This is a genomic window from Leucobacter alluvii (genome assembly GCF_039530485.1).
GTDB lineage: Bacteria > Actinomycetota > Actinomycetes > Actinomycetales > Microbacteriaceae > Leucobacter > Leucobacter alluvii.
Window position 1 is genome coordinate 382,544 of sequence record NZ_BAAAOP010000012.1, and the last position, 15,193, is coordinate 397,736.

The window sequence follows — 15,193 nt, forward strand, 5'->3', positions numbered from 1 at the left end:
TCGGAGGGTCAGCCGAAGGCGAGTACGGCGACCAACCAGAGCCCGCCGACCGCCACGATCAGGCTGCTCCCGAACCCCACGACCGCTCCGATGCCGAAACGCCGGTTCGCGCGGGCGGTCGATCGCACGCCCGTGCGATCCGCCGGGGGCGGCGCCGGGCGGGATTCCGGCGGCGGGCCGAAATTCGCGTCAGTGTCGGTGCCCGAAGCGGAGCGGCGGCCGGAACGCTGCGAGGTCATCACCGGCAGCGCGGGGCTGACCCCTCGGCGGGGCAGCGCATGGTCAGGTGCCGGGCTCGGCGCCTCCGGCACACGGTACCTGGCGTCGAGCGGCGATTTGAACATGCGGGCTGCGAGTTCGGGCGGGAGTTCGAGGGGAGCCGGTTCGTCGACGGGCGGCGCCGGGTTTCGCGATAGGGCGCGGGGTGCTGCGGGGGTCGCGGGCGCCGCCGATGCTGCCTGCGACGCCCGCGGCGTCACGATGGTCTCGTCGTGACGCTCGGACTGCGACGCGCCCGACACGGCAACTGTCTCGTCCGTCGCCTCCCGCCGGGCGCGACGGGGCGTCACGATGGTCTCGTCAGGCGCCTTGGACGGAACCTGCCGAGGGGTGACCACCGTCTCGTCGCTCGGCTCCCGCGACTCGTTCACTGCGCGCGCCTCGGCACGGTCGCAGTGAGCGTGCGATCGTCCTCGCTCTCGGTGTCGACCTCCGATCCCGGATCGGAGGTCACGTGCCACGCCGAACCGCCCGAGAGCACATCGACGACGAGCACCGTGATGTTGTCGCGCCCGCCTGCCTCGTTCGCGCGTTGCACGAGCTCCTCGACCACGGCCTCGGGCTGCCCGCCCATCGTGAGGGCGGCGCGCAGCTGCTGATCGTCGACCTCAGTGGTGAGCCCGTCCGAGCAGATCAGCAGCCGCGATCCGTCTTCGACCGGCAGCAACCAGCTGTCGGCAGTGGTGTCGGCTGACCCCAGGGCCCGCGTGATGACGTTCCGACCGGGCAGAGCGTCGAGTCTCGCCCCGCCGGCGATCATCTCGTCGCGCAGAGAATGATCGATCGTCACCTGGTGCAGCTCGGCGCCGCGGTGCAGGTACACCCGAGAATCGCCGACATTGAGCACGAGCCAGCAGGCGCGGCCTTCGTGGCGCACGAGTACCGCCCCGGTGAGCGTGCACCCCGCACCCCGCTCCCGGTCAGCGGCGATGCTGCTGACCGCTTCGCGGGCGGCCTCGAGCGCGAGGCCGACATCGCGCACGGTCGACAGCTCGCCGGGGCGGATCACTGACGCGAACGCGTCGACGGCCGCGCGGCTCGCCTGGTCTCCGGCCTCGTGCCCGCCCATTCCGTCCGCGACGAGGTAGCTCGGGAACTCCAGGAGCGCCGAATCCTCATTCACGGCCCGCAGCATGCCGGGGTCGGTGCGAACGGCAGCGGTCACCTCTGGCGCATTTCCGATTCGCATTATCGTCCTCCTGCGTTCGCGCGTCGCAGCGGGCGCGCGACGCGTCGTGTACGTGCTGATGGCAGCAGCGAGCGCAGCGAGTATTCGGCGCGCAGGCGCTTCCACATCCCGAGTTCCGCTCGTCGTGCCGCCAGTTCTTCATCGACCAACGTCCACAGCTGGTCGGCGTCGCTTCCCTCGATTCCCTCGTGAGAATACACCGCCCGGTCGACGGTCCACGCGAGCCACGAGCCCGATGGCACGCCCAGCTGCTCCATCACGTCCCGGCGGCTGCCGGGCTCTGCGGCGACGCGGCCCATGTCGGCGAGTCCGTCGATCAACGCGTCCCAGGCGCCGAGCGCCCGCTCTTCCGGCGAGGCTGCGGCCCGGCGACGCTTGCGGCGCAGCCGCTTCGCGACGGGCAGGAAGAGCAGTGGCAGGGCGAGCAGCACGAGCGCGAGCAGCGACAAGCCGACCGCGCGCAGCACGGGCCAGAGCGCGGCGAACGCGTTCCGGTCGGTCGAGTCCGCCGGCTCGTTCGCGTCACCGCTCGTGCCAGAGGGCGGATCAGCCTGACTCGCATCGCGCTCCTCCGGAACGGACGGGAACTCCGGCAGTTGCTCGCCGCGTTCGAGCGTGCTCGGCGGCGTCTCGACCTGCGGGCTGGCATCGACCGGCGCCCATGCTCCGCCGTCGCCCCGCACTTCGACCCACGCCGCGAGGTGCTCCCCGGTGCACACCTCCGCGCAGGCGGGCACGCCTGGCACGCCGGCGTCGTCGTCATCGCCGAGGCGGACGCCGAGCACCACCCGTGATTCGAAGCCCATCGCCCGAGCGATGAGGCCGGCGGCGGCGGCGAACTGCTCGTCGTCGCCGATGCCCGCCACGAGAGCCCGTTCGTCGGCACCCTCACCGGCGGCGCGCTGCTGCTCGTTGAGCTGCAGGAAGAGCGATTCGAGGCGCGCGATCGAATGGCCGCCCGCACTCGGAACGAACTTGGTGCCGTACTCCGTCGCGGCGGTCTCGAGCCATTCGCGTTCGCCCGCTCCATCGGTGAGCGAGTGACTCAAGTAGCCGCGGTCGCGCAGACGCTGGATCGCCTCGAGCAGTCCGTCCATCGTCGTCGGCAGCTGTTGCGCGTCGAGCCACTGCGCGAGTTGCGGGGTGCGTTCGAGATCGATCAACGGCGCGTCCTGCACGGGGTCGCCGCTCGGCTCGCGATCTGCGGCAGCGCTCATCTCGCCGGTGTAGCCGTCGCCGGCGCGCACGCCGCGACCGCCAGGAACGGCGATCGCTGCCCAACTCGCGCGGTTGACGTAGAAGGCGTCTCCCAGAGCGCCGGATCGCGGCCCGTCGAACGTGAGCGGCGCCGCCAGTGGCGGGGCGACCGGCAACCAGATGCCGTCGTATCCCTCTGCGATCTCGACCGAGACCGTCACGGGGTCGTCGACCGGTTCGCCGCTGGGGAAGCGAGTGAAGCGCCCGTCGAGGCCGGCGTCGACGAAGAAGTCGACGCCGTCGTACCCGTCGAGTACCGCCATGCGCAGCCTCGCGGGAGCTGCGCCTTCGGTTCGCACCGAGAACATGGGCGCAGCGAAGGCTTCGTCGCGTTTCGCGGCGCGATACCCTGCGAGTGGGCTGGTCTGCTCGCGCACCACGAGCTGGGGATCGACGCGGTCTCGCGGTACGTTTCGGTCGGCGTTCGCGAGCGGCGCGACGGCGGCGCCGATCCCGAGAGCGACCAGCGCGGTGAGCACTCCGCTGATCGCGCGCACCGCCGCGTTGCGGCGAACCCCGCCCGCACCCTCGGCCGGCTGCGCGGAACGACCGAGACGGAGGGCGCGCCGGCGACCCATCCCCGAAGACCACGCCACCCAGATCGCCCCGGCGACGCAGACGACCGCCCAGAGCGCGAGCTCTCGAGGAGCCGTGACGGTGAACGCGCCGAGTTCGATGGGCGCGCTCACCTGCGACGAGCCGAAGGTGACCCCGAAGGCGACGGGGAGGAGCGTCGGGATGGCAGCGAGCGGCGCAAGACGGCCCCCGCGCAGTGCCAGAGCCGCGCTCATCGCCGTCGCTCCCATGGCGACGAGCAACCACGGCACCATCACGGCCTGATAGATGCCGACGGGGAGCGTGAGGGTGAGCAGTTGCTTCCACCCGAGCGTCACGGTCGCCAGACCATCGACGAGTCCGCTGAGGAGTCCCAGCGGGCCGGTGCCGAGTGCGCTCGGAACGGCGAGCGGTACCACTCCGACGACGAAGGCGCCGATGAGGGCTGCGACGGTGCCGACTCCCCATCGCAGGCGGCGACCGAGCCAGACGATGCCGAAGGCCGATGCCCAAGCCACACCGCCGACGAGCCACACCCACGGAGTGCGATAGATCGGCATGACCGAGAGTGCGCCTGCGATGACGGCGACGGCGCTGAGCACCGCCGCACCCGCCACGAGGGCAGGGCTCGTGCGCGTGCGGCGACCCCGAGCCGGGCGGCGAGCGCGCGGCTCGCGCTTCGGCTTCGGGGAGCGGAGGCGCGCGGAGGCGGCCCCGCGAGCGGCACGACGCGGCCCTGCTTCGGATGGGATGTCGCTCACGACAGACCCCCTCGCACCATCAGCTGCGGGAGATCGCCGATCGCACCGACCGTGAACATGGTGCAGTTGTCGATTAATCGTGCAGCAGGATCGGCGAGCACCTCCGCCCGCACCACGAGCACGCGCACGTCCTCGGTGAACGCTGCGGCGGCGCGGCGCAGGCGCGCCGGATCCGGCACCGAACCCGTGACGACCGCGACGATGGAGAGCGGGCGCCGCGACTCTGCGAGGCTCCGTGTGAGCCGTTCGATCGGGAGAGCGTCGACGGCGGGTTCGAGCTCGGCCCACGCGTCGAGCAGCTGCGCCGGAGTGCTCGACGGCAGTTCTTCGAGACCGTCGATGCTCGGACGGACACGTCCCGGGGCCCACTGCGATGCGATGAAGCGCTCCCGCCCCTCGCGCACGGCCTGCAGCCCGAGGGACGCTGCGATGCTCACGCCGAGTTCGAACTCCTCATCACTGGCGTACTCCTCGCGCGACGCGTCGAAGAGAATGGCTGCGCGCGCCGTCTGCGACTCCTCGTACTGGCGCACCATGAGCGTTCCGGTCTTCGCCGTCGACTTCCAGTGGACGTGTCGCATCGCGTCGCCGCGCACGTACTCGCGCACGGCATGGAACGAGAGGTCGGAATCGGTGAGACGACGACTGGCCGCACCGTCGAGATCCCGCACGAGCCCCGCCGACCCCTGCGGCAGTCGAGCCGTGCGCGGGTGCACGTGGACGAGATGGCGGTCGCGCCAAGTGATTTCACGGCGCACGAGCCCGAGCGGATCACGGCGCGCCAGGGTCAGCGGACCGACTTCGATGACGCCGCGGGAGACCGCAGGGATTCCCACCGGCACCGCTGCGGTGGCGTGCGGCCCGATGAATGGGATCGGAATCTCGCGGAGCGCTTCTCCGACGGGCAGTTCAGCCGTGGCCGGCAGCGCAGGGCGCGCACCGGCGTTCTCGACCTCCACGCGAAGCGCGACCTCGCCGCCCACGACCACTCTCAGCCGATCGACGGTGATGCGGATCAGGTAGGCCCGCGAACCGAGGAGAAACGGCAGGCCGACCAGCAGCAGCACGCCGAAACCGATCGCGACGAACCAGGCCTCGACCCAGCCGAGCGTCGCGCCGAGCACCGCCGAGAGCACCGCGACCCCGAGCACGAAATAGCCCGTCGGCGTCACCGTCTCACGCACGCGGCGCCACTGACGGCGAAGACGACGGCGATTGCGACGCCACCAGCGTCGGGCCGCGCGACGCCGACGCGTGACACCGCGGCCGGTGCCCTGCACGGTGTCGCCGAACCGCGTGGCGGTGCCGCCACGCGTTCCCGTTCCGGTGTTCGAAACCGGGGCGCGCGAGGTGTCGAGGCTCACGCGGTGCCGTTCTCCTGGGGCGCTGCGATATCGAGCATGATCTGACCGAGAATCTGGGCCGCGGTGACCCCGTCGAATTCGGCCTCCGGCTCGAGCACGAGGCGATGGGTCAGCACCGGCATCGCGAGATCGCGCACGTCATCGGGCGTGACGTAGTGCCGCCCACTCGCCGCCGCCCACGCGGAGGCGAGGCGCACGAGCGCCAGCGCTCCGCGCACGCTCGCGCCGAGACGTACCTCGCTCGCTCGCCGCGTCGCCTCGACCAGACGCACCGCGTAGTCGGCGACGAGCGGGCTGACGTGCACGCGACTGATGAGTTCCTGCGCCTGGGTGACCATACCAGTGCTCACCACCGGCGCAAGCGGGTGCTGCTGCAGGCGATCACCCTGCAGGATGCGCGTCATCGCGGCCTGATCGGGGTAGCCGATCGAGGTCTTCACCATGAAGCGGTCGAGCTGCGCCTCCGGCAGCCGATACGTGCCGGCCTGCTCGACCGGGTTCTGCGTGGCGATCACCAGGAAGGGACTGCCGACGTCGTGACTGGTGCCGTCGACGGTGACGCGCCCCTCCTCCATCACCTCGAGCAGCGCCGACTGCGTCTTCGGGCTCGCCCGGTTGATCTCGTCCGCGAGCACGACGTTCGCGAAGATAGGACCGGGATGGAACTCGAAGGCGCCCACGCGCTGGTCGAATACGGTGATGCCGGTGATGTCGCCGGGCAGCAGGTCGGGGGTGAACTGCACCCGTGAGGTGGTGCCCTGGATCACTTGACCGAGCGCTCGTGCGAGCGCCGTCTTTCCCGTCCCGGGCACGTCTTCGAGCAGCACATGGCCGCCGGCGAGCGCGCAGGCGATCACGAGCTCGACCACCCGGCGCTTGCCATGAATCGCCTGTTCCATCGCGTCGGCCGTGGTGGCGAACAGCTGCGCGACCCACTGCGCCTGATCGGGCGTGATGGCGTGGGTTGAGGTCTGCGGCTGGGAGGTCATGCGGCTCCTTCGGCGGGGCGGGTCGAAACGTGGTGCGTGCGGACGAGAACTACGGGGTCTGCGGCGGAGTCTCCGGGTCGGGATCGCCGCCCGGGTCCGGCGGTGTTGGCGCTGCGCATATTGGGACGTTGATGGTCGCTGCGTTGAGCTGGTAAGGATTGCTCCAGCCGCCCCAGGAGATTGCGACAGGCATATTCGTGCCCGTCGCGGTGCCCGCCTGCGGCCGGGCGTACTGCTGGTCTGCACCGGTGAAGGTGAACATCTCGCGCAGCTCTGATTCGTTCGGCGGATTCGACGCGTCGTAGCAGACGCCCGGGTCCGGCTTGAGCTGAACAGTGATCGGGTTCGGCGCATTCCGCCACTGAACTGCGGAGCTCGACGAGCAGCTGCCGCCGTCGTTCGGGTCACCGGCGCACTGCATCACGGTCATCCCGGGTTCGAAGACGAACCTCGCATCACCCGTGTTGCTGAAGCGCAGTTCGGCTCCATCAGCTTTCGTGATCTCGAGCGCGATCTCATCTCCGTTCTTCACGAAATCGTACGTCGCCGTCGTACCGCTCACCACCGGGTCCTGAGCGATGGTGAATCGCACCGTGGGGGCGTCCAATTCGCGACCGATGATCGTTCGGCCTGTCTCCGCGACGCTCACTCCGTATTCGCTCTGCATGCACACTCTCGCGTGGTACCAGCGATACTTCTGCAATCCCGTGAAGTTCGGGGAGTTCTGGCCGCCGTCCGTGCAGCTGCCGATGCTCTGCGACGCCCGCGCGATCGCATATTTCGTGGTGACGGCTTCTCCGGTGTGCGCACCGGCCGCGTCGACGCCGACGGCGGCGGACGTGTCGCCGGTGCTCGTGAGAGTGGCGCTGTTCAAGCGCGGAGCACCGATGACGAACCCGTCGCCCTGCGCCGCGGCGCCCGTGTTCGATCCGCCGCCGATCTCGGGAACGTCGAACTTGGTCGTCGGGGTGACCGTGAACGAGATCGGCCCGACCGAGAGCCCGGGGTAGTCCCGGCTCCCCTGCGAGCCGTCGATCGTGCCGCCGTCGACGCCCCGGTATGAAACGGCGAACTGCCTGGTGTCGTTCGAGCCCGAAACCGAGAGTCGCACTCCACCGGTCGACTGATCCTGGTTCCCCGGGTTCTTGATCGACTCGACCGTGACCTTCGGGGCGGCAGGGGCTGCGTACGCCCACGCGGTCACCGAGGTGGATGCTGCGGACGAGCCGACGCCGTTCACTGCGACGGCGGTGAACTCGTGCTTCTCGCCGTTGGCGAGCCCGGTGGCGACGCACTGGAACGAGGAGCCGCCGACCGCGTTGCAGCTCGTCGAGCCACCGCCCGAGAGGGTGACGCCCGACACGTCGGGGTGCGCCGCCCTGCCGCCGAGCGTCACCGTGAAGCTGGCGCTATCGGCCGTGTATCCGGTCTGCTGGATGCTGGGCCGGCTCGGGATCCCCTGCGCGTCGAACTCGATGACGCCTTCGCCGGTGCGCCCCTGGGCGTCCACCACGGTGAAGCCGACGCGGCACGTGCCGCCGATCTCGGGGCCTCCCGGCCACGACACCGAGACGCCGGAGTCGCCGACGCGCGTGAAACTGCCGTACGAGCACCCGGCACCGCTCACTGCGGCCAGTTTGAGCCCGCCGCCGCTCTTGCCCGCGAAGGGGTCGTGCTCCCCGGAGACGCCGACGAGCTCGGCGCGGCAGTCGCTCCCGACGGTGCACTGCAGCGCGACGGTCGCGCCCCTCGGCAGATCGCGCGGCGCCTGACCGACGCGCAGCGTCAACGGGGCGCGCGATTCTCCGGCGCCGCTCACCGACACCGAGAGCGACTCCTGACTCCCGGGGACCGCGTCGGCACGGGCCTCGACCGCGAGCGATGCCCCGCTCTGCGACACCGTGAACAAGGAGCTGCCGCCCGACACGTCGAATTTCAGCTTCGACACGTCGCCTTCGCGGCCGCCCTGCCACGTGATCATGTCGGCCAGTTCGATCTTCGCATTCGCGCCGGGGTCGATGGTGCGCGTCAGCGGCGCTGCCTGCACCGACGGTTCGTCGGGCACGACGACGACGGGTACGGGCAGCGTCGTCCACGCTTTCTGTCCGACGAGTCGCGCCTGCATGAGACACGTGTCATTCCACGGAGCTTCGCGACCGGCCGAGTATCGCAGGCGGTCGCTCGATACCGCCTCGCAGGTGGCCTGCGCACGCCCCACAGCGAACGGCTCGCGGCGCAGCTCGACGCGATCGCCGGATCCGATGTCGACGAGGTCGCCGACGGCGGCCTCCCGTTGCTCGTTCTCATCGACTTTGATGGGCTGCAGATCGGGCTTGAGCGTGAGCCGCAGCTCGTCGAGCGGAGGCATGATGAGGAGCCCGTACGATGCGACGTCCTGGCCGGTCGCGTCGGTACCCGACAGTTTGAAGACCACCGTGTCACCGCTCGCCCGGTACTCGCCCGAGATCTTCGAACCCGAGACCCGGTAGCCCTCACCAGAGCCAGCCCACAGCGACATCCGCAGGGTGGACACGTCGCCGGTCGCCCAGCGCACCTTGTCGGTGATGACGTCGACGCCGCCGGCCGCGAGCTCCGCGCGATCGCGCACGTTCAGCACCGTGTCGCTGATGGTCGGCGCCTGCGCTCCCACGCGTTCGGACGTGTGCACGACGATGAGACCGTCGGCGGTGCTCTTCGTGGTCTCCGAGCGAATCGTGTACCGGTAGGAGACGGCGCCCAGATCGTCGCCGGGCTGCACGGATACGCGCCCCTCCGAGAGCTTCGAGAGGTCGAGTCGTTTGGCCAGCTGCTTCGCTTCGCTGCTGTTCGCGCCGCCTGCGACATTGGGCACGACCGACTCGATCGTGAGCTTGCCGCCGGACGGATCGATGTCATTGTCGAGCGGTCGCACCACCGCTGGGTCGCTCTTCGGTGTCAGACGGAGGTAGTCGGTCGACGCGACGATCGCGCTGGATTCCGCGGACGGCACGATGATCACCGTGAGCACGCCGGTGCCAGATCCTCCCTGCGCATCACGGACGGTGTACGAGAGCTGCGCGGAGCCCGCGGTCGCACTCGCGAGCGCCGCGATGTCGAATCCGTTGCCCGCCGAGTTGACGGTCGCCGATACGGCGGCCTCGGCGTCGGTGTCGACCGCGACGAGACGCACTCGGTCTGCGTCCGGGTCGACCCCGGAGAGCGGCACGCGCACCTGCGTCGTCGAGCCAGGGCTGACGCGCGCCTTCACCGCGGCGGGCTCGGGATCGCGGTTCGAGCCGTCGGGCAACACTGTCACGATCACAGAGCCCACGTCTCCTGCAGCCGGATCGCTCGCCCCGTACGCGGTGTAGCTCAGTCGATAGGTGCCCGGCTGCTTCGGTGCGAGATATCGCAGCACGTTGCCCGAAGCGAATGCGAGCTCCCCCTTCGTTCCAGACCCGACGATCTCGGGGTCGAGCAGCAGGCGCTCTCCGGGGGCCGCCACGTCGTTGTCGAGCACACGGATGTCGACGACCGAACCGGCGCGGACGGTAGCAGAGTCTGCCACCGCGATCGCACCGGTGGCGCCCGTGTCCGGAACCTGGAACACCGTGAGCTTGCCTTTCGCCCGCGCCTCTCCCTCGGCGACGGTGACATCGACGGAACCGATCCGGCCGGCACCGCCATCCGCGGTGCTGCCCGCGACGCGCACCTGCGCATGATCGATGATGTCGGCCTGCAGGTCGCCGTCGGCGATGTCGGCGCCGGCCACCGAGAGCGACCGAGAGGCGGCACCGGGGATCGCATCGAGTATCTCCACCGTCGCGTCGGTGAGCGGTCGCACGAACGCGCGCAGTGCCGGCAGCGCGAGTGGTGGTCCGGCGGGAGTGGCGGTGACGCGCAGCTGCCCGGTGACCTCGCCGCCGGTAACGGTGTCGCGCACGGTCACGGTGACGGCCGCGGTACCCGCTGCGGCCGCCTTGATCTCGACCGCGCCGCTGGCCGGCTGCGGCGCGACCTGGACGGTGCCACTCGGGTCGGTGGCGTCGAGCAGCGCGAACGAACCCGACCCGCCGGCAACCCGGTCGAGCGGTCGCACGGTCGCGGTCCGGCCCACCTGAATGGTCGTCGCCGTCGCCGTGAACTCGGGTGTCGCACTCGGGTCGACGGCGAGGGTCAGCTCCCGCTGCGCTTCTTCACCACGGCCGTCGCGCACGGTGACGCGCAGGGCGACGTCGGAGGCGCCGGCATTCGGATCCGTGTGCCGAATGCCGAGACGCCCGTCGGCGGTGACGATCGCGCGCACGGGATCCTCCGACCGCGCAGCCTCGGCCGCAGCCAGCGTCATGACATCGCCTTCTGGGTCGACCCAGCCCTCCAGAACGGGGTACACGAGGGTGCCGCCCGGGGCCAGCGACGGCACGCGCCATTCGCGCTGGCAGCCTTCCACCGGGCACCATGCGGGCGCCGTGTTGACGTCTTCGTCTGCGACGGTGAGGGTGACGGTCGCCGGCTCAGACACGAGCCCGCCGTCAGTCACCCGATAGGTGAAGGTCGCACTGCCGCTCGCGTCGGCGGCGGGCTGCACGGTGAGCGACTGCCCGTCCGGCATGAGCTGCAACGCACCGAACGACTCGGGAAGACCCTGCTCGCCGATCGATTCCGGCACAATCGTGAGCACATCGCGCTTGTTCGCATCGAAGTCGTTCAGCAGCACGGGGAGCGGGGCCGGCTCCCCCGCGCGCACTCCGAATGCGTCGTCCACAGCGGTCGGGGGCACCTGCTCGGTCACGTCTTCCACGACGACCGTGCCGCGATCCTCTTTCGGCGGATCTGAGATGGTCCACTGCGAAAGCGGGATCAGCTCGCCTCCTGGCAGCGTCCACAGCATGCCAGTGCGCATCTCATTGAGCACGCCGCGTTCACCGTTCGAGCGGATCACCGGCAGCAGGTCGCCCGATTCCCGTGCCGAATCGTCGAGCACGAGCGGCTTCTCCCCCTCGTCGGTGGTCCAGAGCGCTCCCGAGTTCTGCCCGATCCACGCCGCATAGGCGGTCTCCCCGATGTACACGGGCTGCGCCGGCGTACCGGTGGTCTCGACGACGCGCTCCGCGGCCCCCTCGGTGTCCACCGCGGTGAGGCCGCTGGTGTCGGCGATCAGCACCGTGCGGCCCTCCCGGGTGCCATCGCCACCGCTGGCCTGCAACCTCGCCGAGCCATCGAGCTCGAGGGTCGCCGCCGGGGCGCCCTCGCGCCACAGTTCACCGTTCTCGGGGTCGAGCAGCACCCAGTCCCCGCTCACCAGGGCGAGTTGGGGTGCAGGGGCGTCACCGGCTGCAGCAGGCACTTCGGCTGCACCGCCGACGAACTCCCGACGCGAGACCTCGTATTCCCGCACGGCGTCCTCGTCGCTCGAGAAGAGCGCCATTCGGCCCGAGTCGGTCACGGCGATCGCGGCGGCGCGGTACGACGAGCCGCCGTCGACGCTCTCGGCGTCGGTGTCCGCCTCCGCATCGCCGCCCGCATCGTCTGCTCCCTCGTTCACGAGAGGATCAACGCGTTCGAGCGACGTCAAGCGGGACTCGAGATCGGCGAGTGCGCGGTCATCACCGGAGAGGTCGGCGGCTGAGCCGCCCGGCCCGCCGATCGCGGTCATCGACGGGTCGGCGATGAGCTCACCGGCGTAGACGGCGCCGGATTCGGTGCGCACCGCGACGAACCGCCCGGCGCTCACCACTTCCCGCGTGCCGTCGGGCAGGCGCACCGCCGCTGCCGCGCCCTCCGATGCCGCGTCGTCGGCGGCTTCGCTGTCGGAGACCCGAGAGGCAGTCGCCCCGTCATCGTCAACGCCGGCAGCTTCGGCATCATCGGTCGCGGCATCCTGGCCTGCTCCGGCGCGGTCCCCGAGGTCTACGGGGTCTCCTGCGTCGAGCGGCCACGCGCGACCATTGCCGTGCGACAGCACGGCGGCACTCGCCCCCGACTGCAGCACGCCGCTCGGGTCGGCCACTTTGCGTACGACGTCGATCTCACCCGTGTCGGTGTTGACGCGCGCATACTGCCCGGCCTCGCGAGCCACCCACACGCCGGGCTCTGCGCGAGGGGTCTCACGGGCGTCGTACCCGTTCGCGATCACCGCAACCGTGGCGATGAGCGCGCACGAGACGACGCCGGCGATCCACCACTGCAGCCGCCGAAATCTCTCGCGCCCCTCGCTCGGCGCCGCACTCACCCGGCACCGCCGCTCATCGCCCAGATGACACTCCCGGCGCCGGCGACGACGGCGAGGGCCACTCCGGCTCCGATGAGTCCAGCGCGCCAGGGTGATGCCGGTCGATCGAGGATCAGCCCGTCGTCGTCCGTGCCTCGACGCTGCGCGAGCATCTCAGCGCGCGCCTCGGCGCGCGTCACGCGGCCGACGGTGCTCACGACGGGGCCGCGAGTGCCGGCCGGCACCGCTTCGGCGCGCGGCAGCCAGGCCTCCGCGACGATCTCGAGCGGCGTCACGTCGTAGCCGAACGTGCGCTGCAGCTGCTGCAGTGCCTCACCGAACTCCGCCATCGAGGCGTATCGCTCGTGCGGGTTCTTCCGCAGCGCCTTCGCGATGAGTTCGTCGAAGCGCTCGTAACCCTGCGCACCGGGAATCGCCTGGTACAGCGCCTTCGAAATGCGCTCGGTGAGCTTCGAACGGGAGTTCTGCGAGCGATCCGCGAGCTCGAACGGCGACCGGCCCGCGGCGAACGAGTAGAGGGTCGCGCCGAGCGACCACACCTCGGTCGCGACGCTGCCGGTGCTCTGCAATCCGACCACCTCGGGGGCCGACCAGGGGATCGACATCGCCATCTCCCCGTCGAGTTCGCGCCTGCCCAGTACCTGGGCGATGCCGAAATCGGAGAGCGCCGGGCGGCCGAGCGTCGTGAGCAGCACGTTCGAGGGCTTGATGTCGCGGTGCAGCACACCGGCTCGATGCGCCGTCTCGAGCGCCCCCGCGATGCGCACACCCGCGTCCAGCACGTCGCGGAGTCGCGCCGGCTGCCCTTTGGTGAGCGCCCCCATCGAAGCGGGGCAGAACTCCATGGCGAGATACGGGTGCCCCTCGAGCGAAATGCTCGCCTGGTAGATCGAGACCACCGAAGGGTGGCTGCTCAGGCGTGCCATGACGTCGGCCTCGCTCTCGAAGACCTCCCGCAGTTCTTCGACGGCTGCCGATCCCTTCGCAGCGCCGTTCAGCACCTTCACCGCCACGAGGCGGCGCGGCATGTCCTGCTCGTACAGGAACACCTGCGCGAAGCCGCCCGACCCCAGCGGACGCACATAGCTGAACCCCGGGATCGAGGGCGCGCCGACTGGGGCGCGCTCAGGCACGAGCCGCCCCTGCGGCAATCGGCCTGCACTGCATCGGCGCGCGTCGGTGCGCTGCAGCGGCTGGGGAGCAGTGTGTCACGTGAATATCCTAATCGAGGCGAAGCGCACGGAGGACCTTATCCACAGCGGCGGAGACACGTCAGCCCCCGACCGCTGTGCGGCCGGGGGCTGACGTGAACGGTTCTGCTTACAGACCCGAGACGTCGAGCGGGATGCCCGGGCCGAAGGTCGTCGAAACGGCGCCCTTCTGCACGTACTTGCCCTTTGCGGACGACGGCTTCAGACGCGAGATCTCGTCGAGCACCGAGTTGATGTTGTCAGCGAGCTGCTCGGCCGTGAACGATGCCTTGCCGACGATGAAGTGCACGTTGGAGTGCTTGTCGACGCGGAATTCGATCTTGCCGCCCTTGATCTCGGTCACAGCCTTGGCTGCGTCCGGGGTCACGGTGCCGGTCTTCGGGTTGGGCATGAGGCCGCGGGGGCCGAGCACCTTACCCAGACGACCGACCTTGCCCATGAGCTCGGGGGTCGAGACAGCCGAATCGAAGTCGGTGTAGCCTGCGGCCACCTTCTCGATCAGCTCGTCGCCGCCGACCTCATCGGCGCCGGCAGCGATTGCCGCCTCAGCAGCAGCGCCCACCGCGAACACGATGACGCGCGCGGTCTTGCCGGTGCCGTGGGGCAGGCTCACGGTGCCGCGAACCATCTGGTCCGCCTTGCGGGGATCCACACCGAGCTTGACGGCGACCTCGACGGTCGTGTCGGTCTTGGTGGAACCGGTCTCCTTCGCCAGGGCGACTGCCTCAGCGGGAGTGTAGAACTTGTCTGCCTGAATCTTCTCGGCAGCGGCGCGGTACGCCTTCGACTTCTGTGCCATGTCCGATGCCCCTTACTCGACCGTGATGCCCATGGAGCGAGCGGTGCCCGCAATGATCTTCGCCGCAGCGTCGATGTCGTTCGCGTTGAGATCGGCCTGCTTCTGCTCGGCGATCTGGCGAACCTGCTCTGCGGTGACCTTCGCGACCTTGACGGTGTGCGGAGTGCCGGAGCCCTTCTGCACGCCTGCCGCCTTCTTCAGCAGCTCGGCTGCCGGCGGGGTCTTGAGCACGAACGTGAACGAACGGTCCTCGTACACGGTGATCTCCACCGGAACGATGTTGCCGCGCTGGGATTCCGTTGCAGCGTTGTACGCCTTGCAGAATTCCATGATGTTGACACCGTGCTGACCGAGCGCCGGACCCACGGGAGGTGCGGGGTTGGCTGCACCGGCCGGGATCTGAAGCTTGATCAGACCGGTAACCTTCTTGACCTTAGCCATGATTGTTTCCTTTCCATCGAGCTCGCACGGCAGTGCGAGCTCTCCCGCGAGTCCGGCCGTTCCGGATGCGGTACTCGTCCGCATCGACGCACGCCAGGGGCGTTCGCAGACGCAAACCAGTCAAGTCTACCCGATGA

Annotated in this window: 9 protein-coding genes; all 9 read right to left on the bottom strand. The window is 69.9% G+C overall.

Annotated elements, in window-relative coordinates; genetic code table 11:
* Positions 1-8: 8 nt before the first annotated feature.
* The 9 genes from ABFX18_RS12995 to rplK all read right to left on the bottom strand — a co-directional run bounded on the left by ABFX18_RS12995 (position 9) and on the right by rplK (position 15,056).
* Positions 9-650 (bottom strand): hypothetical protein, encoded by a 642-nt coding sequence (locus tag ABFX18_RS12995; RefSeq protein WP_346058544.1) that lies wholly within the window; start codon positions 648-650, stop codon positions 9-11.
* Complete coding sequence (locus ABFX18_RS13000; protein WP_200330108.1) at positions 647-1,468, bottom strand: PP2C family protein-serine/threonine phosphatase; 822 nt, start codon at positions 1,466-1,468, stop codon at positions 647-649. The genes ABFX18_RS12995 and ABFX18_RS13000 overlap by 4 nt, the downstream gene beginning before the upstream one ends.
* Positions 1,468-4,041, bottom strand: a complete 2,574-nt coding sequence (locus ABFX18_RS13005) for a transglutaminase domain-containing protein (protein WP_346058545.1) — start codon at positions 4,039-4,041, stop codon at positions 1,468-1,470. Before ABFX18_RS13005 ends, ABFX18_RS13000 begins: the two co-directional genes overlap by 1 nt.
* The gene (locus ABFX18_RS13010) at positions 4,038-5,405 is read right to left on the bottom strand and encodes a DUF58 domain-containing protein (RefSeq protein ID WP_090146666.1); all 1,368 of its coding nucleotides are present in this window, start codon (positions 5,403-5,405) and stop codon (positions 4,038-4,040) included. The genes ABFX18_RS13005 and ABFX18_RS13010 overlap by 4 nt, the downstream gene beginning before the upstream one ends.
* A complete protein-coding gene (locus ABFX18_RS13015; protein ID WP_090146664.1) occupies positions 5,402-6,394 on the bottom strand; it encodes an AAA family ATPase in 993 nt (330 codons plus the stop codon). The genes ABFX18_RS13010 and ABFX18_RS13015 overlap by 4 nt, the downstream gene beginning before the upstream one ends.
* 49 nt (positions 6,395-6,443) lie before the next feature.
* Positions 6,444-12,605 carry an Ig-like domain-containing protein gene (locus ABFX18_RS13020; protein WP_346058546.1) on the bottom strand — a complete coding sequence of 2,054 codons (6,162 nt, stop codon included), beginning with the start codon at positions 12,603-12,605 and terminating at the stop codon, positions 6,444-6,446.
* On the bottom strand, positions 12,602-13,738 hold the full coding sequence (locus ABFX18_RS13025) for a protein kinase domain-containing protein (RefSeq protein WP_090146660.1): 1,137 nt from the start codon (positions 13,736-13,738) through the stop codon (positions 12,602-12,604). The genes ABFX18_RS13020 and ABFX18_RS13025 overlap by 4 nt, the downstream gene beginning before the upstream one ends.
* Positions 13,739-13,925: 187 nt before the next feature.
* Positions 13,926-14,615: a 50S ribosomal protein L1 gene (gene rplA, locus ABFX18_RS13030; RefSeq protein WP_090146657.1), complete on the bottom strand. Its 690-nt coding sequence runs from the start codon at positions 14,613-14,615 to the stop codon at positions 13,926-13,928.
* Between the two features lie 12 nt (positions 14,616-14,627).
* Positions 14,628-15,056, bottom strand: coding sequence for a 50S ribosomal protein L11 (rplK, locus tag ABFX18_RS13035; protein WP_090146655.1), 429 nt, complete (start codon positions 15,054-15,056; stop codon positions 14,628-14,630).
* Positions 15,057-15,193 lie beyond the last annotated feature (137 nt).